Source organism: Streptomyces sp. NPDC048331 (genome assembly GCF_043201215.1).
Taxonomy (GTDB): domain Bacteria; phylum Actinomycetota; class Actinomycetes; order Streptomycetales; family Streptomycetaceae; genus Streptomyces.
The window spans coordinates 548,315-567,568 of sequence record NZ_JBICYT010000001.1; the positions used below are offsets into that span (position 1 = coordinate 548,315).

At 68.8% G+C, this 19,254-nt stretch carries 21 protein-coding genes; 12 read left to right on the forward strand and 9 right to left on the reverse strand.

The genetic code is table 11. From position 1 onward, the window contains the following. The first annotated feature begins 286 nt into the window (after positions 1-286). From ACGFYY_RS02540 to ACGFYY_RS02550, 3 genes are read left to right on the forward strand one after another with little or no spacing between them, the layout of a single operon-like run. Positions 287-673 carry a CPCC family cysteine-rich protein gene (locus ACGFYY_RS02540; RefSeq protein ID WP_393706661.1) on the forward strand — a complete coding sequence of 129 codons (387 nt, stop codon included), beginning with the start codon at positions 287-289 and terminating at the stop codon, positions 671-673. Next, positions 670-1,401, forward strand: coding sequence for a HEAT repeat domain-containing protein (locus ACGFYY_RS02545; RefSeq protein ID WP_393706662.1), 732 nt, complete (start codon positions 670-672; stop codon positions 1,399-1,401). The genes ACGFYY_RS02540 and ACGFYY_RS02545 overlap by 4 nt, the downstream gene beginning before the upstream one ends. 3 nt (positions 1,402-1,404) lie before the next feature. Then, positions 1,405-2,037 (forward strand): DUF6000 family protein, encoded by a 633-nt coding sequence (locus ACGFYY_RS02550; RefSeq protein ID WP_393706663.1) that lies wholly within the window; start codon positions 1,405-1,407, stop codon positions 2,035-2,037. Positions 2,038-2,077: 40 nt separating this feature from the next. On the opposite strand, the gene ACGFYY_RS02555 is transcribed toward ACGFYY_RS02550, so the two are convergent. Further along, positions 2,078-2,830, reverse strand: a complete 753-nt coding sequence (locus tag ACGFYY_RS02555; RefSeq protein WP_393706664.1) for a hypothetical protein — start codon at positions 2,828-2,830, stop codon at positions 2,078-2,080. A 227-nt stretch (positions 2,831-3,057) separates the two neighbouring features. On the opposite strand from ACGFYY_RS02555, the gene ACGFYY_RS02560 reads away from it, so the two are divergent. Together ACGFYY_RS02560 and ACGFYY_RS02565 are read left to right on the forward strand one after the other, a co-directional pair. After that, positions 3,058-3,867, forward strand: coding sequence for a hypothetical protein (locus ACGFYY_RS02560; protein WP_393706665.1), 810 nt, complete (start codon positions 3,058-3,060; stop codon positions 3,865-3,867). A gap of 15 nt (positions 3,868-3,882) precedes the next feature. After that, positions 3,883-5,067, forward strand: a complete 1,185-nt coding sequence (locus ACGFYY_RS02565) for a helix-turn-helix domain-containing protein (RefSeq protein ID WP_393706666.1) — start codon at positions 3,883-3,885, stop codon at positions 5,065-5,067. 27 nt (positions 5,068-5,094) lie between these two features. Here ACGFYY_RS02565 and ACGFYY_RS02570 read toward each other — a convergent pair whose 3' ends face one another. Together ACGFYY_RS02570 and ACGFYY_RS02575 are read right to left on the reverse strand one after the other, a co-directional pair. Then, a complete protein-coding gene (locus tag ACGFYY_RS02570) occupies positions 5,095-5,622 on the reverse strand; it encodes an NUDIX domain-containing protein (RefSeq protein WP_393706667.1) in 528 nt (175 codons plus the stop codon). 1 nt (position 5,623) lies between these two features. After that, on the reverse strand, positions 5,624-6,979 hold the full coding sequence (locus ACGFYY_RS02575) for a tetratricopeptide repeat protein (protein ID WP_393706668.1): 1,356 nt from the start codon (positions 6,977-6,979) through the stop codon (positions 5,624-5,626). A 192-nt stretch (positions 6,980-7,171) separates the two neighbouring features. Between ACGFYY_RS02575 and ACGFYY_RS02580 the strand changes: the two genes are divergently transcribed. The 4 genes from ACGFYY_RS02580 to ACGFYY_RS02595 all read left to right on the forward strand — a co-directional run bounded on the left by ACGFYY_RS02580 (position 7,172) and on the right by ACGFYY_RS02595 (position 10,166). Further along, the gene (locus tag ACGFYY_RS02580) at positions 7,172-7,921 is read left to right on the forward strand and encodes a hypothetical protein (RefSeq protein ID WP_393706669.1); all 750 of its coding nucleotides are present in this window, start codon (positions 7,172-7,174) and stop codon (positions 7,919-7,921) included. A gap of 79 nt (positions 7,922-8,000) precedes the next feature. Further along, complete coding sequence (locus tag ACGFYY_RS02585; protein ID WP_393706670.1) at positions 8,001-8,912, forward strand: aminoglycoside phosphotransferase family protein; 912 nt, start codon at positions 8,001-8,003, stop codon at positions 8,910-8,912. After that, a complete protein-coding gene (locus tag ACGFYY_RS02590) occupies positions 8,913-9,605 on the forward strand; it encodes a class I SAM-dependent methyltransferase (RefSeq protein WP_393706671.1) in 693 nt (230 codons plus the stop codon). A gap of 15 nt (positions 9,606-9,620) precedes the next feature. Then, complete coding sequence (locus ACGFYY_RS02595) at positions 9,621-10,166, forward strand: HAD domain-containing protein (RefSeq protein WP_393706672.1); 546 nt, start codon at positions 9,621-9,623, stop codon at positions 10,164-10,166. A gap of 130 nt (positions 10,167-10,296) precedes the next feature. On the opposite strand, the gene ACGFYY_RS02600 is transcribed toward ACGFYY_RS02595, so the two are convergent. The 4 genes from ACGFYY_RS02600 to ACGFYY_RS02615 all read right to left on the reverse strand — a co-directional run bounded on the left by ACGFYY_RS02600 (position 10,297) and on the right by ACGFYY_RS02615 (position 14,840). Then, the gene (locus ACGFYY_RS02600; RefSeq protein ID WP_393706673.1) at positions 10,297-11,994 is read right to left on the reverse strand and encodes a relaxase/mobilization nuclease domain-containing protein; all 1,698 of its coding nucleotides are present in this window, start codon (positions 11,992-11,994) and stop codon (positions 10,297-10,299) included. Next, entirely contained in the window at positions 11,984-12,559 is a 576-nt protein-coding gene (locus ACGFYY_RS02605; RefSeq protein ID WP_393706836.1) for a hypothetical protein, read from the reverse strand. The genes ACGFYY_RS02600 and ACGFYY_RS02605 overlap by 11 nt, the downstream gene beginning before the upstream one ends. 315 nt (positions 12,560-12,874) lie before the next feature. Next, a complete protein-coding gene (locus ACGFYY_RS02610) occupies positions 12,875-14,134 on the reverse strand; it encodes a DUF3631 domain-containing protein (protein WP_393706674.1) in 1,260 nt (419 codons plus the stop codon). A 511-nt stretch (positions 14,135-14,645) separates the two neighbouring features. Next, complete coding sequence (locus ACGFYY_RS02615) at positions 14,646-14,840, reverse strand: AlpA family transcriptional regulator (RefSeq protein ID WP_125822349.1); 195 nt, start codon at positions 14,838-14,840, stop codon at positions 14,646-14,648. A 125-nt stretch (positions 14,841-14,965) separates the two neighbouring features. Between ACGFYY_RS02615 and ACGFYY_RS02620 the strand changes: the two genes are divergently transcribed. Both ACGFYY_RS02620 and ACGFYY_RS02625 read left to right on the forward strand, forming a co-directional pair. Then, positions 14,966-15,466, forward strand: a complete 501-nt coding sequence (locus ACGFYY_RS02620) for a helix-turn-helix transcriptional regulator (protein ID WP_393706675.1) — start codon at positions 14,966-14,968, stop codon at positions 15,464-15,466. 24 nt (positions 15,467-15,490) lie between these two features. Then, entirely contained in the window at positions 15,491-16,609 is a 1,119-nt protein-coding gene (locus ACGFYY_RS02625) for a tyrosine-type recombinase/integrase (RefSeq protein WP_393706676.1), read from the forward strand. Between the two features lie 107 nt (positions 16,610-16,716). Here the strand turns inward: ACGFYY_RS02625 and ychF are convergent, their stop codons facing one another. Further along, on the reverse strand, positions 16,717-17,805 hold the full coding sequence (gene ychF, locus ACGFYY_RS02630; protein WP_365265318.1) for a redox-regulated ATPase YchF: 1,089 nt from the start codon (positions 17,803-17,805) through the stop codon (positions 16,717-16,719). Positions 17,806-17,940: 135 nt separating this feature from the next. On the opposite strand from ychF, the gene ACGFYY_RS02635 reads away from it, so the two are divergent. Next, a complete protein-coding gene (locus tag ACGFYY_RS02635; RefSeq protein ID WP_393706677.1) occupies positions 17,941-18,462 on the forward strand; it encodes a DUF6542 domain-containing protein in 522 nt (173 codons plus the stop codon). Positions 18,463-18,474: 12 nt separating this feature from the next. Here the strand turns inward: ACGFYY_RS02635 and ppgK are convergent, their stop codons facing one another. Continuing rightward, a complete protein-coding gene (gene ppgK, locus ACGFYY_RS02640) occupies positions 18,475-19,239 on the reverse strand; it encodes a polyphosphate--glucose phosphotransferase (RefSeq protein WP_393706678.1) in 765 nt (254 codons plus the stop codon). Positions 19,240-19,254 lie beyond the last annotated feature (15 nt).

A 19,254-nucleotide genomic window follows, 5' to 3' on the forward strand; every position in this document is an offset into this window, starting at 1 on the left:
AAACCGTTCTGCGGACCGTTGCGGACAGCACAACGGCCTGACCCACGTTCTCGCAGGTCAGGCCGCTTTAGGGATGCGATCACACGTTGAAGCGGAATGTCTGTGGCCAGATCCTGACCTGCGGCGGAGCCTCCTCCAGGGCTCTGACCTGCAATTTCCTCGTTGGCGTGCGTTGGCTTCCGACAGCCATTTACGAGTGTCCTGCGGACTGGCTGCGGACTGGCCGGGCGTGCAGAGGCCGAGAAATCCATGGCGCACCGGCCGGACCTGCAACGAGACTGCGCAGGTGAGCGACCGCTACCCCTGTCCCTGCTGCGGGCACCGCGTGCTCGACGCCATGCCCGGCTCCTTCGAGATCTGCCCCGTCTGCTTCTGGGAGGACGACGGGGTCCAGTTCCGCTGGCCGACCATGGACGGCGGCGCGAACAAGGTCTCCCTGATCGAGGCCCAGCGGAACTACCAGGACTTCGGCGCCTGCGACCAGCACGGCCGCCAGTACGTCCGCCCGCCGGCCGCGAACGAGCCGCTCGACTCCGCCTGGCGCCCCATCGACCCGACGCGCGACTCCTTCGAGGACTGGGACGCGGACGAACGCACCCCGTGGCCCGACGACCGCTCGGTGCTCTGCTGGTGGCTCCCCACCTTCTGGCGCCGAGACCACGTGGCGTCATGACCACCCACATCGAGAAACTCGTCCAGCAGCTCGACGGTGAGTCCGGCGAGTCCTACGACGCCCGCGCGGAACTGATCGACATCGGATCCGCGGCCACCCCCGCCATCCTCGACGCCCTCCCCTCCCTCGGGGGCTTCGGACAACTGACCGCCATCGAGGTCTTCGAGGAGGTCGCCGACCCCCGCTGCGGCCCCGCACTCATCGGCCTGCTGGGCAGCGACAACCCGACGGTCCGTGAATGGGCGGCCATAGCCCTGGCGAGCCTGGAGATCGACAGCGCGGTAGATCCGCTACGCCGCGCCTACCTAGCCTGCCTGGAACGGCAGACCCCACCGGACTGGACCGAGCCTGACGGCATCCGCTGGGCCCTGACCGAACTCGGCGCCCGCGCCCCTGTCGTCCCGCCGCTCACCGCGCGCCTACGCACCACCACTGCGGATGACGCCCCCGGCTGGCCCTCGGCCCACTTCGCCGAGATCATCAACGACCTGACCGACCACGCCCAGGTGATCCTCTACTCCCAGTTCTGGCGGGTGGATGCCGGCCGCACGTACAGCGTCTCCGGCGCCCGCCTGGACTGGGAACTCGACTGGACTTCGCCCTGGGAGCACCTGGTCGAAGAATCCCGCACCTGGTCCCTGCTGGAAGCCTCCGAAGCCCCCGTCGGCGACAACGTCTTCGTCGCCCCCGCCTGGATCGACCGTACTGACCTGTACCCGGAGAGGTGACCGATGCCGTCCCAGCACCCCAAGGAGATCGGCTACGGCTACGTGATCGAGCGCTACGCCGCGAGGAAGGAGTCAGGCCACGCACGCTACCTCGTCCTGAAAAGCGGTCGATTCCTGCGGCCCGAGTGGGCTCACGCCGAGCGTTTCGCCCATCACCTCATCGACGACTCGGCCACGATCACCGATGCCGAGCTGGAAGCCCTCCTCGGCTATGAGTGGCGCTCACGCCTCACCGCCGCCTGGCTGATCGGCGTAGGCCGACGCGCCACGTTCCGCGAACGCATCGGCGACCTGCTCCTGGCCAGCGAGTTCTGCTTCTCCGGCAGCGCCTACTGCTTCGCCCTGGCCCGCTTCGGCACTCACGCGGACGCCGAGATCCTCACCGCCTACCTCGACCACTACCTCCCCCGCACCGACCTCCGCTACGACCAACCCGCCGCCCTTGGCGCCCTCCTCCGCCTCGACGCCCGCCTCGGCACCCACCATGCGGACCGCTTCACCCAGCCTGAGGGTCTCTGGGAGCAGTGGGTCAATGCCCTGGCCCACCTCCGCGACCACCCCGCCTACACCCCCGCCGAGCGTCGCCGCTGGACGGACCTCCAATGCGACTTCGCCAACGGCTGGACCCGCACGTAGTCGGGAACAGCGGCCCCTGGCTACGGCGTCGTGCACCCGCCTAACTGCGAGGAAGTCCCGTGAACTGGTCGTATCCGCAGCTACCCGGCTGCCACACGCCTTCGATGCAGCCACTCGGGATGTCAGATTCGAAGTCAATCCTGGAGCGGACGTTGGCCATGCCAAGGTGGCTGGCAACGAAGGCATAGATCAGCTCATGGCCGACACCGACTGCCACCCCTGGATCAGCAACGTCAAGCCAGGCGACAACTAGCGATGGCGTGCCCAACTTCTTCACTCGCTCACAATCAAGCTGTTCCCAGGCGTTAGTCATGTACTGCGCCTCTCCACCCCAGTTCTTCAGCAGCGGGGCGAAGTTGCCAGCCATCTCGTGCAGCGGCTGGGCGTTGGCGACGAGACAGACCTTGCCTGTTCTCAGCCCCACCCGCTTGCCCCACTTGAACACGCTCGAGTTGCGGAGCGCGGCATGCTCCTCCGGGGTGATCGCACCATGCCGCAGAGCCTCGTCCTGGCGGCCTTCAACGAGAGCCTCCGTCAAACGTCGAAGCCCCGAAGCTCGTACGCCTTCCACTTCGTGCGCCAGCAGCCGTGTGGCATGGAACGATCGCAGCCAGCGACCAGCGAGCAACGTCCGAAGCTCCGCATCCCGCGTGGCAAGGTCCACTTCGTAAGGAAGGTCGCCCCCGTCGCGGACGCGAGCAGGCACTGTGCCCGCAAGCGAAGCGACGAACTCCCTCACGTCTTCCGGCCAGCCGCCGGGGTCATCAATGTCAACGATCTCACCAGCACTCATGAGGACATTCCTAGCTCACGGCAGACCCCCGCCCCCAGCCCTCTGGTGAAAGCGTCGACACCGCCTCGCAACCGCCCTGCGGTACAGCCGACTTACCCCAAACTCTGGTCTCGACGCCTCTGGCCAGGCCATCACTTAGAACATATGATCGATTCACCTGGCGACACAACACGGCGTCAGCGGTTCATTTTTCCGCGCTAGATACTGGAGTCGTGTAGGGTTGCCTCATGAGTGAGCAGCAGGATGCGCTGGAAGACCTTGAAGAGGCTGGCGTATTAGCAGCGATGAGCTGGGCAGCGGAGTCTGCGTACGCGCGCACCATGCGCGACTACGACCCGGACGCCGGGCACGATCAAGGTTGGGTGGGATACACCGCCCACGGGTTTCTGCGTGACCGCCAGGATCGAGTCTTCTCGTGCGGCAAGTACGCCGTCAGCTCGCCGGCCGACGCGCTGTCAGGTCTGGATACGGTCGCAGCAGGCCTCCTTCCGGGAGAGTTCGAGCGAATGCCCCGAATTCTTCCGGGTGCGGTTCGGCGAGCCAACCTGAATGGTTCTCCCGGCTGGCGCTTCCGCGACTGGAGGTGGCTCCAGGCGGCTTTCCCCTTCGGCGAGAGCAACGCAATCCCGTGGTCCCAGAAGAGTCCCACCAAGCGGCGCGTCGCGGCCCAACACCTTCCGGGCCCTGCGGATCAGCCGATGCTTCCCGTGGACGAGGATGAAGCCCACCTCTTCCAGGACGTCATGGCGGCGACCCTGCTAGCTCTTGATGAAAGCGCCGACGGCCTTACGACACTGGTTCTCGCGCACGCAGTTCAGAAGGAGCTTGGCGTGAGAGAACTCTTCGTGGGGCGCTCTCGTTTGAACAAGGGGGGCGGCGCCGCGTGGCACTGGAAGCATGATCTACTGAAGCCGCCCTTCGGGGATTACGGCAGGGGTGCGCAGCCGGTCGCACCCAAGCCGTCAGGCGGCTTTGACGCCGTACCTGACGCGGCCGTTCGACTCCGCCGTCACGTACTGGAGGGCGACGGAAAGTAATCATGGAATGAGCGGATGGTCATGGAGCATAGTCGTCCTGCGGAGGTTCGCGTAAGCGACGCCTCGCGACTTTTCGACGGGCGTCGACTAACGCTGGCTCGCCAACTCGCGGGGCTTCGTAAGAATGCGCTGGCAGCTCAAATCGAAAAGAGCCCAACCGCCGTAGCAGCCTACGAAAGCAACTCCAAGCGGCCGGCTCCGGCCACCGTGGCCCAGTTGTGTTTGACCCTCGGCGTCGACCCTTCGTTCTTTCTGCCTGGGGCGCAGCGACCTGAAACCGGATCTTCAGTTCCGCACTTCAGGTCGCTGCGGTCCACATCACAGCTGGTTCGCGACCAAGCATTCGCTTACGGGCTCGTCGCCACCGATGTAGGTTCCGCCCTGGAGAGGCATGTCGAGTTTCCCAATCCTGACATCCCGCGCCTGAGCGTCGACGTCGAAGACGAACAGACCGATCTCCCCGAGCAAGCTGCGAGACTCCTCCGTAAGCACTGGGACATCCCAACCGGACCGATCGGCCACCTAGTCAGGATGGCCGAGAATCGCGGTGTCCTTGTTGTCTACAGTCCCAGTCAGACGGCTGCGGTTGATGCGTATTCCTTTGAAACAGACAGTCGGCCAACGGTTGTGCTGAATCCGACCAAGAACGACTACTTCCGTCAGCGTTTCGATGTCGCGCACGAGCTCGGGCATTTGGTCATGCACGTAGACTCAGAGCCAGGAGATCGCATCACGGAAAACCAGGCCAATCGATTTGCCGCAGAATTTCTGATGCCTGCCGACGAGATGCGAGACCTGCTCCCCCTGAAAGCGGACTGGAGAACCCTCGGCACCCTGAAGGCCGACTGGAATGTGAGCCTCCAGGCCCTGCTTTACAGGTCTCGGCAACTTGGTGCAATGAGTGACGTGACCTACAGGAATGCAGTCCTGTACCTCTCCTCAAAAGGATGGCGCCGACGCGAGCCGGGCGTAATGCCGGTGACTGAACAACCGTCTCTTTTCCCGAGAGCCGTGGAAATTCTGGGTCAGGTTGGGATAGGAGAAGATGTTCTGGCTAGCGAAGCCAGAGTTCCCTTGGATCTATTCCGGGTGGTCACATCACGGTTCCCCACCTGGGACAGCCCCCAATCCGCGGAACCTGACCCCGGAGACACCCTCCCTTCCGGGGTTATCTCACTCTTCCGCCCAGGGAACAAATAAGGACGCACCGCTTACGCCCCAGTCAATTCACCACCCGTTCAGCGAGACATCCGACCCAGCATTCAAATATTGGCGGAGAGCGCTCGATGTGGTGTCCACGAAGGCGTCGGGGATGGCGTTGGCGTCGACCCAGCGGACCTGGGAGTGCTTGCGGGGTTCGCGGTTCTCGGGTTCGCCGGTCCAGTCGTGGGCGGCGAAGACCACCGTGAGAAAGCCGTTGGGGGCTTCGACGCCCCAGGCGCCATGGATGATGTGGGCGACCTTGAGGGACTCGGGCTTCACGGTGAGGCCCGTCTCCTCGTAGAGCTCGCGGACTGCGGTCTCCGTGATGGGCTCGCCCGGTTCGCTCTTGCCGACGGGGAGGTCCCACAGGCCCTGGGCGAACTTGGCGTTCTCGCTGCGCTGGAGGAGGACGACGCGGTTGGCGGCCTTGTCGTGGACGATGACGGCCGCGACGAGCAGCGTCATCGATTCGAGCGCCGGCTTAAGGGCTTGGGAGCGGTCGTCGGTCTGCTGGGCCACGGTGTTCCCTTCGTCAGGCGGGTTGTTGGGCATGTTAGGCGAGGGCTTCGCGTGCGCGGCGGGCGAGATCGGCGGCGCCGGGAACGCGGCGGCGCTGGTAGACCGCGAGCGTGGAGCGGATCGAAGTGATCGCCTTCCGGGTGCGGTCGGAGGTCATGCCTTCCATGAGGACCAGGGCCTGGGTCCAGGCGGCGACAGCCTCGTCGGCGCGGGCCTGGGCGGCGAGGCTGTCGCCGAGGTCCGCATAGGTGAGGGCGTGCACGCGCTTGTACTTCTCGGGGTCCCAGCGGGTGAGGGCGTCGCGGTGCTGCTGTTCGGTGCCGATGTGGTCCGCAAGGTCGGTCAGGGTGCGGGCGGTGTGGCTGGCCACGGTGCCGGCGGCGGGGCCGCTGACGCGGGAGTAGCTGGGCTGGGGGCCGTCGTCCCGTAGGAGGGCGTCTTCGGCGGCCAGGAGGGCACGTGCGGCCGACGGGTTCTCGTCGGTGGCTGCGTAGGCGCGGGCGTGGGTGATGTGGAGGAGTGCCTCGGTCTGGCCGTCGACGTGGCCGAGGCCGCGTCGCAGGGCGCCTTCAACGAGGTCGACGCAGTGGTGAGGCTGCTTGAGACTCAGGGCCTGGTGAGCGAGGGCGCGCATCATCCAGGCGGCGTGGCCGTGGGGGTCGGCTTCGCAGGCGAGCTGGTAGCCGACCTGGTAGTAGCGCTGGGCCGCGCCTTCGTGCCCCAGGTCGTGGTGTTTCCACCCGGCGAGGTAGGCGAGTTCGGCGACGGCTCCGAAGGCGGCCTGGCGTAACGGCTCCGAGGGGAAGCGTCCGCGGAGCAGCGGGGCGGCGGTGTCTGCGAGGTAGGCGGTGACGGTGGTCAGGCCGTGGCCACCGCCGAGGCGTTCGTCGGCGGCGCTGAAGGCCGCGGTGATCTGGCGTACGACGTCGATGTCCTCGGCTCCGACGAGGGAGCGGCCGGTGCGGGCGCGGAGCATCCGGGAGGTGGCTTCGTGGTCGTGGAGCAGCGGCATGGCGACGCCGGCTGTGGTGAAGGCGGCGATGGCGAGGAAGCGGCGGCGTTCGACGTCGGCACGGCCGAGGTCGGTGACTGCCTCGACCGGGTCGCCGTTCGAGGTGGCTTCGGCGTCGCCGGAGTGGAGGCCGAGCTGGGTCGGGGTGACGATGCGGCCGAGGCGGCGGGAGAGGGCTTCGGCGAGGTACTGGCCAGCCTGGCCCGAGGGCGCGCGGGTGCCGTTGGCCCAGTGGGAGATGGCGGACTTGTTGGTCTGGAGCAGTTCGCCGTTCTCGGCGGCGATGCGGCGGACGTCCTTGGCGAGGGCTTCGTAGGTGCATCCGGCTGCGTGGATCGTCTCGCGCAGGCGCGAGTTGGCGTGGGTCGGCGCTGGCACGTTCCTCCGTCCCGGAGCTGTAAACCGCGTATACCGCTTGGGCTCGGTCACACCGTACCCACTCTGCGTAGCGGGCGGTTCACTTATCGACAGCCGCCCACTCTCGGGCCGGGCGGCCCCCAAGTTCCGTACGCCCCTACCGGGCTCGGGCATTCCTATGCCCTGACCCGGACGATCAGAGACGGAGACACGGTGACCACCATCGACACCGCGACCATCACGGTCGAGCTGCCCGACGCCTTCGATCCGCGCTGGAGCCGCCTGCCCGGCATCCAGGTCGAGGGCCGGCGCATCACCATCGACCCGGCCGAGTACTTCTTCCGCTTCGAGTCCAACACCTGGCTCGTCGCCGACTGGGAGCTGGTCAAGACCCAGCTCCTGGACGTGGACGAGACGACCGAGAGCGCGGTCGAGCAGCTGGCGCTCGACTTCATCAAGAACCACGGCGAGTCCACCTCCGACGCCGCCCGCGTCCTGGCCACCGCGTACGAGGTGTACGCGTACCTCTTCCGCGACGAGCACCTCGCCGGCCTCGGACTCCCGCAGATCACCGCCGACCACCTGCGGATGCTCCGCGAGGCCGCCACGCTCATGGCGCTCAACAAGGTCGAGCTGGACGGGCACATCTCCAACGTCGGCCCGTGCTGGTTCTTCCCCGCCGCCACCTCCGTCGTCTTCGACCTGGACGACGAGACGGGCGGGATGCTCGACGAGGTCTACCACGGCGGCTGGTTCAACGAGCACCGCCGGATCGAGTCCATCAAGGCCCACGCCGCTCTCGGCGGCCGGCTCGTGCACGGCTGCCAGTCCGTGCCGGACCAGTCCGGCGGCGTCGTCGCACCCTACGGTGCCTCGATGGCCAACTTCCGTGACGACCTCGCCGCGTTCAAGGCGGGCTGGATCAAGCAGGTCTACGCCCACCGCGTGACCGCGGCCGAGTAGCCCCCCACCCCCAGTACGGCTTCGGGGCGGGCAGGCACGTTCCCCCGCCCCGAAGCCCACCAGCCCCTGGAGACACCCCATGGACCAGAGCCTGACCGCCGCCCTGCTGGACGACCTGTGCGCCCTCATCCGCAAGCCCCTCCCCGAACGCACGGAGATCCGCGTCTGGGGCATGTCCGGAGTCGAACGCATCACCTTCCCCGACGGCACCACAGCCGTCTTCAAGTACGCCAAGGAGCCCTTCGACCGCGAGGCCCAGGCCCTGCGGATCGCCCACCAACGCGGGCTGCCGGTCCCTGAGCTTCACGCCACCGCCATGCAGGACAAGTGGCTCGGCATGCTCATGGACGACCTCGGCACCCCGGTACGGGACGCCGACGACCTCGACGGCGTCACCGCCGCCGTGATGCTCCACGCCGCCCGCCCGGCCAGCGGTCTGCCCTTCCTCGACGGTGCGGGACTCGCGGCCTTGCCCGGGCGGGCCCTCGATCACCTCCAGCGGCTTCGGAAGGCCGAGCGGTGGTCGGACTGCGACGACATCGAGACCGCTCTGGGGAAGATCTCGGCGGCGGCCGATGCTCGCGTCCAGGGGGCGACGCTCGAACCGTTCGGCTGGGTGCACTCCGAGTTCCACCCCACGAGCGTCCACATCGGGGAGGAGGGCTGGCACCTCCTCGACTTCGCCCGCGCCTTCACCGGCCCCGGCCTGATCGATCTCGCCTCGTACCACGGCACCACCGAGGCGCCCAGCCCTGTCCGGCTGCGTGTGTTCCTGGAGCAGTACGTCGTCGCCGGTGGGCACGAGGACACCCTCGCCGCCCGAGGCGGCCTGACCGCCGAGGCGTGGGCCCTGGGCTGGCACCGCATGTGGGCCGTCGAATGGTTCATGGAGCAGGCGATCCGCTGGATCAACGACCCGACCAGGGACTTCGCCTACATCCCCGTCGTCCGCCGCCACCTGAACGACGTGGTCCAACTCCTGGAGGTCTAGGTGCTCGCCCAGGTCTCCCCCTGGTACGCCCACGCCGCCCAGCGTCTCACCAACGCCCCAACCCACGCCCTCACTCCTCCGACACGGATGGAGTGGAGCACCCACCCCGGCCTGGGCCCTGGCGCGGAGATCCTCAGCCGGGACCTGCGCGGCAAGCGCCTCCTGGAGCTCGGGTGCGGTCCCGGCCACAATGTGGCTCACCTTGCCCGGCACCACCAGGCCCGCGTCACCGGAATCGACCTGGTGGGCCTCCAGGTGCGGCGAGCGCGCTCGCACTACGGCCACATCGAGGGCGCCACCTTTACCGCCGGCCATGCACTGCACTACCTCCAGGCCACCGGCCAGGCCTTCGACGCGATCTACTCGGTATTCGGCGCCGTCGGCCTGGTCGCTCCGGAGCTTCTGCTCGCCGCAATCTCCCGCCACCTCGTGCCCGGCGGCGTACTGGCCTTCTCCGTACCCCACCCGGCACGGGCCGGAAGACATCCTTCGACGGACGACCGTCCCCGCGAGGACTACGTCACCATGCCCGACCGCACCCGGCTGCCCATCGCCCGCTGGGAGTACGACGCCCACCGCTGGGCCGCCCATCTCTCCCGGACCGGCCTGCGGATCACCTCGGCCATCGAGCTGCGGCACCCGCGTCTCGACCCGTGGCCCACCACTCTCCTGATCACCGCCCGGAAACGCTGACCGACGGAGACAACGATGCCCCTGCCCTACCTCCTGCTCGACATCGACGGCGTCCTCATACCGTTCCCGGCGTCCGACGGCAGTACCCCACCCACCCACGTTCGCCACACCGTCCTGCCCGCGGGCCGCGACCCCGACAACCCGGTACCGATCTGGCTCAACCCCGCCCACGGCCCGTTGCTCGCCGGCTTCCTTGCCCGCACTCTCGTCGCCCCCGTGTGGTGCACGAGCTGGCGCAAGGACGCCACCACCATCGTCGGGCCGCTCCTCGGACTGCCGGAGTTCCCGTACCTCGATCTCCCCCGCCCCGAGATCACCACCAGCCACCCCAACGGCTACCTCTGGAAGCGCGACCACGTCGAACCGTGGCTCGGCGGGTCGGCGGTCGCCTGGGTCGACGACGACTTCACCGACCTCGACCACGCCTGGGCGGCAGAGCGGACCGCCATGGGAATGCCGACTCTCCTCGTTCAGCCCGACTCACACCACGGGCTGCAGCCAGGGCACCTGAACGAGCTCACGACGTGGGTCTCGCAGTTACCCGCAGCCCGCGCCGCCTGACGACTGATGTCCTCGCTGCCACGAGCAGCGAGGACATCAACGCAAGCAGTTTTGTGGCTGGCAAGCAGTCGGCCGTTGCACCGACCGGACGCCCCTGCCACGACGCGTGGCGGGGCATCGGGCCATGGCGTCAGCGGTGTCGACTGCGCTCTTCGGGTCTCGTGGCCACTGGTGTGACCGGAGGATGCGGCGTGGCAGACCTGGCCGATGTGCCGCTTATGGGGCTTTGCTTGCGAGCGGCTTGGGCCCGCCGGTTCGGCTGAGCAGTGATGCGCCAGTTGAGGACCTCGGCGGGGTGCTCGGCGCTGTCGAGCTCTCGTTGGGCGCCCACCTCGGTCAGGAGACGTCGGGCGTTGTGGCCGGCGGTCTCGGCATGGGCGAGGGTTGTGGTCAGGGCGGTCCAAGCGGGGTCGGCGAGGATCCGGTCGGCGTGGTCGGGGAGAGTCGCGCGAACGTCCTGCTCGAAGCGACGGGCAGTTGCGGCTCGTGGTGCGCGGCGGGTCAGGTCAGCCAAGACGGGTGTGGCGGCCTGCTGGTAGCCCGCCTGGAGGTGGCGGAGGGCTTCTTCGGCCGCAGCGGCCTGTTGTTCGTGGCCGCGCTGCTCGTGCCACTTGGCGGCGGCGCGGGCCAGGTGCACGGTGGCGAAGAGCAGGGCGATGGCGAGCCCGCCCGGCTCGCTGGAGGCGTAGGCGAGTTCCTTGGCGGCCTTGCGCAGGGCGGTGGCGGCCTGGTGGTCGGCGCGGGTGGCGGAGCGGCGGGCGCGGTTGAACGCCACTGCCGCCGCTCGTAGTTCCGCCCGGTGTGGGCCGGTCGTGGCGCTTGCGATGTTGTACAGGGCGTCGCCGAAGACGGCCAGGTGGCCCTGGGCGGCGGCATCGTCACCGGAGTCGAGGACGGTGCGTGCCGCCTGTATGGCGGTGGTGGTGTGACGCCATGGGTCGGCGGGGTCCGCCGCATACCGCGGGCGGTCGGCTACCTCCTGGTCGGGGAGGCGTTCGCGTAGGCGGTTGATGGAGAGGTCGGGGGCGAGTTTCGAGCCGCCGTACCAGACGGGATCGCCGGCCGCGTTGGTGTCGCCGGGGGCTGCGAGGCTATAGCCGACCACGTCACCGGTCTCGGGGCCGAGGCGTGTTTTGACCTTGATGCCGAGGGACTCCAGCACGGTGAAGTAGTCGGCTTCGGTGCGTACGGCGGCGGCGACCGCGTACGCCTGCTCGCGCAGCCACTGCCGTGCCGTGACCGTCTGGCCCTGCCGCTCGGCCTTGGCGCGTTCGGCGCTGGTGGGAGTGCGGGGCGCGGTGAGATCGCCGGACTTCAGGCGGCGCAGACCGAACTCGGCTTCGATCTTGCGGCACTCGGCTTGGGCCCGCTGTCCGTCGCGGTGGGTGCGGGGACGGCGTCCGTCGGCGCGGACGGTGGTGGCCATGATGTGGATGTGGTCGTCGGCGTGGCGCACCGCGATCCACCGGCATGCCTTCTCGTCGCCGTCGGGGGCGATGCCGGTGGCGTGAACGATGCGGCGGGCGACCTCGGCCCACTCGGCGTCGGTGAGGTAGCGGTCGCCGGGCGCGGTACGGACCGGGCAGTGCCAGACGTGCCGAGGCGGCTTCTTGCCGCCCAGCTCGCGGGTGCGCAGGTCGACGTGGTGGTCGAGGCGCTTGGCGAGCTGGGTGTAGGTGGCCTCTGGGTCGCGGCCAGGGTCGGGGGCGCCGGTCATGTCCCAGGCGGCGACGATGTGCGGGTCGGTGTGTTCGTCGCGGCGGCCGGCGCCGAAGAGGTAGACGATCAGTCCGCGGGTGTTGGAGCCGGTGGAGACGTCAGGAACCATGCGCAGTGCCTTCCGCCAGGAGCTGGTCGATCAGTCGGTAGCTGCTCTCGACCGCTTGCTCGACGCGGTCCAGCACCGCCTCGGCACGCTCAGGCACTGTTCCTCGGTGGATGGCTGCGGTGATCTGGTTGAGGTTGCCTCCGATGCGGTTCAGCGCGACCGTGTGTGCCTCGACGGCCTCGATCAGCGGGCGGAGAGGATCGTCCTCCGGGCTGCCGACCAGTCCTGCCTTGCCCAGGGCGACGGCCAGGGCGGCGTCCCCGACGAATCCGGCGAACTTCTGACCGCGCTGGTGGGCGGCGACGCTGATCACGCGGACCGCAGTCCTCGTGAAGCGGATGGTCTTCTCCTGGTCGCGCTTCTCCACCGTGCGCTTGCGGTTCATCAGCGCGGGCAGGACGGGGGCATCGAGGTCCCGCCAGGACGGCTGCTCGACGGGCGGTTGGACATCGGTCGGCGGCTGAGTGCTCGGGTCGACGGAGTCGGGTGCGGGCGGACAGCTGGTCTCGGCTATGCCCTCCTCCGGCTCGGGCGCCCCCTGGCGCTCGGCCTTCTCCTCCGCCACCCCTGGGGCGGGGGCAAGCGCGGACGAAGCCTCGTTAGAGGCTCGTTCGCTCCAGCTTGCTGCTGATCGGCGGGGCAGGCGGAAGAACGCCTTACGGCGGCGGGTGGGGGCGTTGTCGGTGGTCGATTCGGGCATGGTGATGCTCCGGTAGTCGTGTGGGGTGGGGCTTCGTCACGTCCGTTGCATCCGTCCCGTAGCTGGTCAGGACAGGTACGGAGACGGTCGCAGGTACGGACTGATCCGTATCGGCAAGAAACTCCGTCCCCGCGCTGACCTGCGCGGGGACGGATGCGACGGATTGATACGGAGCTGGTGTCAGCGAGTGAGCCTGGGGCCGGCAGGCCCGCCAGGCGGACCGACGGGCAGCGTTCCGGACGGAGGGGCCGGTGGCTTGCCCGGGGCTCGACGTGCGGGCACGGCCTCCTCGGCGGTGGGCACCGGTGGGGCGGGGTCGGGGCAGTACCGGGCCCAGGCGTCGACGAACTGGTTACGGGCGTACGCCTTCGCCTGCCTGCCGTTCTCGAAACGGTGGTTGGCCGGACTGACGCCGAAGTCGCGCAGCAGGTTGGCCAAGTGGTAGGCGTTCAGGCCCTTCGTCCCGTACTCGGCCCAGGGCGCCTCCGCGTCCTGGACGAGGGCGGCGAGCAGGTCGTGGCTGCGCAGCGCCTCCTTGTCGCCCTGTTGCTCGAAGACGCGGCGGATGTCCCGGAGCAGCCGGGTCTTCAGTGTCGTCTGCTCGTCCTGGACCACCTCGCTCCGGGTCATCGCCAGGCAGGCGGCACGGGCCTGGGCGGGCCAGTGGCCGCCGGCCAGGTCGGCGACGATGACCAGGGGCTCCCAGGTGTCCGCGGCCCGGTCTTCGACCGGCATCGGTGGCACCAGCCGGTGCGCTGTCCCGCGCAGCGGGGTCAGCCACGCGGCCAGCCGGTCCCGCAGCGCGTTCAGTTCCGGAACGGAGTGCCGGGAGCGGAAGGGAGCAACCTTCTCGCCGGGCTTGCGCTTCTGCATGCGGAGCACGACGGCGCGGTCCATGATCGTGTCCGGAAGGTCGCCGATGCCTGCCAGCGCAGCCATGGCGAAAGTCGGGAACGCGGTCGGCTTGTGCTCCGGGCCGGAGATCCGCCACGCGGGCCGGTTGCGCTGGTGTCCGGCGTTCAGGAGGCCACGGAGGTCCTCCTTGTCCCCGGCCTTGGGGCCGAAGATGGTGTCGGCCTCGTCCACCAGTAGCGTCGGCGGGTCCTCGCCGATGATCCGGAAGATCACCGCCGGCGAGGTGTTCACCGTCATCATCGGTCGGGACACGGTCTCGTGGAGCACGTCCAGGACACGCGACTTGCCGCAGCCCTTGGTCGGCCCCACCACCGCCAGGCGCGGAGCGTGCTGGAGGGCGGGCTGAATGTGGGAGGCCGCCACCCACAGGGTGACCGCAGTCAGTGCCTCCTCGCTCGGCAGTACGACGTACCGGCCGATCGCGGCGCGCAGCTCGTCCAGTACGACGGTCCCGTCCTGGTCCCGGTCCGCCTTGAGGCCAGCGCGCTCCCGGTCCCCAGTCCCCGGTCCGGGTTCCGGGACCATCCCAGCAGCACCGTGGTCAACCCCGACCGACGGTCTGGGTTCGACAAGCGACTGACCGGAACTCTCCGCCCGGTCCCCGGCATCTGGTCCGGCCCCATCCGGACCGGACGGGTGGTCCGGGTTGTTGGTCCGGTCCGGCAGGCCGCTGAGCTGTGCGTTCTCCGCCGGTCCGGGTTCCTGGTCCGGGTTGTCCGGAACTCCGGTCCGGGTTTCGGTCGCGGGTCGGTCCGGTTCCGGACCGACCGGACCAGCGGCACGGTCCGGTCGATCGCCGGTCCCCGAAGAGGTGGACCGGACGTTTGCTCGATCCGGACCGCGCCACGGGATGCCCTGGCCGGGGACCGCGACCGGCGGCCAACCGCCTGCAGCGGAAGCGGTCGACAGGATGGGGGAGGAGGTGTCCTCCATAGGCGTTCCCTTCTGGCGAGGGGCGGAGCGGGACCTGGTCGGCCTTCTCGTCGGTTGGTCGTTCAGAGGTGGGTGGAGGGCCCCGGCAGCTTCGGGTCTGTGGCTACGCGGCCAGACCCCACTCGTCCTGGCCATCGATCAGCGCTCGCTCGTACCGCAGCAGCTCGGCCTCGGGGTACAGCACCCGCTTCCCGACCTTGATGCCGCGCGGCCCCTTCCTGATGTGGCGCCAGTAGCGGACGGTGCTCTCGGCTGTGCGGTAGCGCTCGGCGACCTCGGCGGTGGTCAGGTATCGCATGTATTCCCATTCGACTAGGTGACGTTTCGTATCTGAATAATGTTGTACCTGACGACCCCCGGTTACCCAAATCGGGAAGTCCATGTTTCAATCTGCATAGCGAGGATGGTTGCGATGGAGGTGCGATGGCAGGCGACAGGCCCGAGTCCGGCGAGGTGCCGCTGCTCTACAGCGAGGGAAACGTGGCCGCACGCGTCGCTCTGGAGCGCGAGGTCAGGGGATGGAGCACGACGGAACTGGCGGAACGGGTCACGCGGGCCGGGGTGAAGATGAACCAGACCGCTGTCTGGCGCATCGAAAACGGCACCCCCCGCCGGCGCATTAACCTCGACGAGGCCCTCGCCTTCTCCCGCGTCTTCGAGCTCCCCCTCGAAGAGCTGATGTCACCGCCCTTGGAGGGGCTCGACATCGACAGTCGGCGCCTCGTCCAAGAGGCCGTCGAAGCCTTCTACGAGGCCCGAGACGCGCGCGATCGCCTTCACCACGCCGTGGTCGCCATCGCCGACCACATCAAGACCCACCCCGACAGCTCGCGGGCCATCCACGAGCAGTGCCTCCGCCTCATGGGCGACGAGCGGGACGCTCGCACGCTCAGCAGCGACATCGAGGACGGTGGCCACTACTGACAACCGACACGAAGGAGAAGCCGCTTGGCCAACATCCAGAAGCGCCCCAACGGCAAATGGCGAGCCCGCTACCGCGACCTCGACGGCAAGGAGCACGCGCGCCACTTCGACCGGAAGGTCGACGCCCAGCGGTGGATCGACGAGGTCACGGCCAGCATGGTCACCGGGCAGTACGTCGACCCTCGGTCGGCGAAGAAGCCCTTCAAGGAGTACGCAGAGGAATGGCGGGCCATACAGCCGCACCGGCCTTCCACGGCCAAGGCGGTGGCCCAGCACCTGCGCTGCTACGTCTACCCGGCCTGGGAGAAGCGGGCACTCGGCGCCATCAAACCCGGCGACGTACAGAGCTGGGTCACCAGCCTGACCACCACGCACGGGCTGGCCGCCAGCACCTCACGGACGGTCTTCAACACGGTCAACGCCGTCTTCCGGGCGGCCGTCCGTGACCGGATGATCCCTCACAACCCGTGCGCCGAGGCGAAGCTGCCGTCGGTGCCCCGGAAGAAGGTCGTACCGCTGGCCGTCGAGCAGGTGCGGACGCTGTCCGACGAGATACCCGCCCGCTACAAGGGCCTCGTGCTGCTCGGCGCGGCCACCGGGCTCCGCCCCGGCGAGCTGTTCGGCCTCCAGCTCCGGCACGTCGACCTGCTGCAGGCGACCGTCTCGGTCGAGCAGCAGATCCAGCAGACCGCCAAGCACGGCGTGTACGTCTGCCCGCCCAAGACCGCTCGCTCGCACCGCACGGTTCCGCTCCCCCGCATGGCGGTGGATGCGATGAAGGCCCACCTGCGGGACTTCCCCGCCGATGGGCCCGAGGGCTGGATCTTCACGGCGCCTCAAGGCGGACCCGTGGTCTACACGCACTTCATGGACGGGTCCTGGCGGCCCTCCTGCGCGAAGGCCGGCGTAGCGAAGGGCACGGGACCTCACGCCCTCCGGCACCACTACGCCAGCCTGCTGATCAAGCACGGCGAGTCCGTGAAGACGGTCTCCGAGCGCCTCGGCCACACCAACGCGGCCATGACGCTGAACATCTACACCCACCTGTGGCCCGACTCCGAGGAGCGGACCCGGGCCGCCGTCGACAAGGCGTACGCGGACCAGTCCGTCGATGCCCGGCCACAGGTCGACGAAGCGGCGTAGCCGCTCCCCGCGCGCTGACCGAAGTCAGCACGCTGCGGACTCTGTGCGGACCGCAAAGGCCGCCCAACCGGCTCCGTCGCAGGTCAGACGGCCTTTCGCCGAACGTATTAGACGTTGAAGCGGAACTCGACCACGTCGCCGTCCTGCATGACGTAGTCCTTGCCCTCCATGCGGGCCTTGCCCTTGGCGCGCGCCTCGGCGACCGAGCCGCATTCGACCAGGTCCGCGAAGGAGATGATCTCGGCCTTGATGAAACCGCGCTGGAAGTCGGTGTGGATCACGCCGGCCGCCTCGGGGGCGGTGGCGCCCTTCTTGATGGTCCAGGCGCGGGTTTCCTTCGGGCCGGCCGTCAGGTAGGTCTGCAGACCCAGCGTGGCGAAGCCGACGCGGCCGAGGGTGGCCATGCCGGGCTCCTCCTGGCCGACCGACTGGAGGAGCTCGAGCGACTCCTCGTCGTCGAGCTCGATGAGCTCCGCCTCCAGCTTGGCATTGAGGAAGATCGCCTCGGCGGGGGCGACGAGCGCGCTCTGCTCGGCCTTGAAGGCCTCGTCCGTCAGCTCGTCCTCGTCCACGTTGAAGACGTAGAGGAAGGGCTTCGTGGTCAGCAGGTGGAGCTCGTGCAGGAGGTCGCCCTGCTCGGTGCCCTTGGTGATGCCCTTGGAGAAGAGGGTGTCGCCCGCTTCCAGGATCTTCTTGGCCTCGACGACGGCCGCGAGGACGGCGACCTTCTCCTTCTGGAGGCGGGACTCCTTCGTCAGGCGCGGTTCGGCCTTCTCGATCGACTGGAGGTCGGCGAGGATCAGCTCGGTGTTGATCGTCTCGATGTCGTCCTTCGGCGAGACCTTGCCGTCGACGTGGACGACGTTCTCGTCCTTGAAGGCGCGGATGACCTGGCAGATGGCGTCCGACTCGCGGATGTTCGCCAGGAACTTGTTGCCGAGGCCCTCGCCCTCGGAGGCACCGCGGACGATGCCCGCGATGTCGACGAAGTCGACCGTCGCGGGGAGGATCTTCTGCGAACCGAAGATGCCGGCCAGGACGCCCAGGCGCGCGTCCGGGACGCCGACGACGCCGACGTTCGGCTCGATCGTGGCGAACGGGTAGTTGGCCGCCAGCACGTCGTTCTTGGTCAGGGCGTTGAAAAGGGTCGACTTGCCGACATTCGGCAGGCCGACGATTCCGATCGTGAGCGACACGTTGGCGACTTCCCGTAGCTGGAGGGGGCGGCGGCCCAGGAGTGGGCCACCGGACAGTTTACTTTCCGATGAGTGGCGGTCGATGTACGCGTGTCCGGGGCCCGATCCGACCCGCTCCCGGCCTACTTTGGTGGCGTGGAGCAATACAGGACGCGATCGGCCCCTCACCGGCAGCGACCGCCGGCCCAGCGCCAGGCGCCCCGGCCCGCCGCGGTGCCCGCCCAGGTCGGCGGGGGCCCACGGCGGTCCGCGCTCGCGCGGCGGATGCCCCGGCCCCGACTGACCGGGCTCGGCGGCGGGCTGTTCGCGTGCGCCGCCATGGTGCTGGTGGGCGGGATCTGCTGGCTGCTCTTCGGCTCCTCGCTCTTCGTCTACGGGCTGCTCTTCCTGCCCGTCGCCGCCGCCACCGCGCTCTGGGTGCGGCCCGCCGACCTGATCACCGCGCCGATCGGCGTGCCCATCGCCTTCGCCGCCGGAGTGTGGCCCATCTCGGGCGGCTCCGGCGGCCTCGGCGGACAGCTGATGGGGTTGGTGTCCGCGCTGTCCCTGCACGCGGGCTGGCTGTACGCCGGGACGCTGGTCGCCGCCCTGATCGCCGTCGTACGCAAGGCCGTACTGATCGGCAGGCGGCGGCTGCCCCGGCGTATCGCCCGGTGAGTGCTCCTGCCGCTACTTCTCGGCCGCCTTCGCCGGCTTCGTGGCCCCGGCCGCCATCGCCGCGCCCACGATGCCCGCGTTGTTCTGCAGCTTAGCCGGGACGATCTCGGCCCGCACGCCCTCGATCAGCGGCAGGAACTTCTCCGGCTTGCGGCTGACGCCCCCGCCGATGATGAAGAGGTCCGGCGAGAACAGCATCTCCACGTGCTGGAGGTACTTCTGCACGCGGTGCGCCCAGCGCTCCCACGTGAGGTCGTGGTCCTCCTTGGCCTTCACCGACGCCCGCGTCTCCGCGTCGTGGCCCTTCAGCTCCAGGTGACCGAGCTCCGAGTTCGGGACCAGCCGCCCGTCCGTGAACAGGGCGCTCCCGATGCCCGTGCCCAGGGTGAGCAGGAGGACGGTGCCGCTCCGGCCGCGCCCGGCCCCGTACGTCATCTCGGCGACGCCCGCCGCGTCCGCGTCGTTCAGGACGGTGACCGGCAGGCCGCCCAGCTCGCGCGAGATCAGCGCCGCCGCGTCGACGCCGATCCAGGACTTGTCCATGTTGGCCGCCGAACGGATGACGCCGCTCGTGACCACGCCCGGGAAGGTGACCCCGAGCGGCCCGTCCCAGTCGAAGTTGCGCACCACCTCACCGACGCATCCGGCCACCCCCTCGGGGGTGGCCGGATGTGGGGTCAGCACTTTGTGGCGCTCCTGAGCCAGGTCGCCGCGCTCCAGGTCCACGGGAGCGCCCTTGATCCCGGTTCCGCCGATGTCCACGCCGAAGATCTGCATGGACATACCGTACGA

Coding starts and splice junctions, on each gene's coding strand:
- ACGFYY_RS02595 (WP_393706672.1), top strand. CDS start 9,621: ATGCCCCTGCCCTACCTCCTGCTCGACATCGACGGCGTCCTCATACCG.
- ACGFYY_RS02585 (WP_393706670.1), top strand. CDS start 8,001: ATGGACCAGAGCCTGACCGCCGCCCTGCTGGACGACCTGTGCGCCCTC.
- ACGFYY_RS02600 (WP_393706673.1), bottom strand. CDS start 11,994: ATGGTTCCTGACGTCTCCACCGGCTCCAACACCCGCGGACTGATCGTC.
- ppgK (WP_393706678.1), bottom strand. CDS start 19,239: ATGCAGATCTTCGGCGTGGACATCGGCGGAACCGGGATCAAGGGCGCT.
- ACGFYY_RS02570 (WP_393706667.1), bottom strand. CDS start 5,622: ATGCCCAACAACCCGCCTGACGAAGGGAACACCGTGGCCCAGCAGACC.
- ACGFYY_RS02565 (WP_393706666.1), top strand. CDS start 3,883: ATGGTCATGGAGCATAGTCGTCCTGCGGAGGTTCGCGTAAGCGACGCC.
- ACGFYY_RS02620 (WP_393706675.1), top strand. CDS start 14,966: ATGGCAGGCGACAGGCCCGAGTCCGGCGAGGTGCCGCTGCTCTACAGC.
- ACGFYY_RS02555 (WP_393706664.1), bottom strand. CDS start 2,830: ATGAGTGCTGGTGAGATCGTTGACATTGATGACCCCGGCGGCTGGCCG.
- ACGFYY_RS02550 (WP_393706663.1), top strand. CDS start 1,405: ATGCCGTCCCAGCACCCCAAGGAGATCGGCTACGGCTACGTGATCGAG.
- ACGFYY_RS02560 (WP_393706665.1), top strand. CDS start 3,058: ATGAGTGAGCAGCAGGATGCGCTGGAAGACCTTGAAGAGGCTGGCGTA.
- ACGFYY_RS02545 (WP_393706662.1), top strand. CDS start 670: ATGACCACCCACATCGAGAAACTCGTCCAGCAGCTCGACGGTGAGTCC.
- ACGFYY_RS02615 (WP_125822349.1), bottom strand. CDS start 14,840: ATGCGATACCTGACCACCGCCGAGGTCGCCGAGCGCTACCGCACAGCC.
- ACGFYY_RS02610 (WP_393706674.1), bottom strand. CDS start 14,134: ATGGTCCCGGAACCCGGACCGGGGACTGGGGACCGGGAGCGCGCTGGC.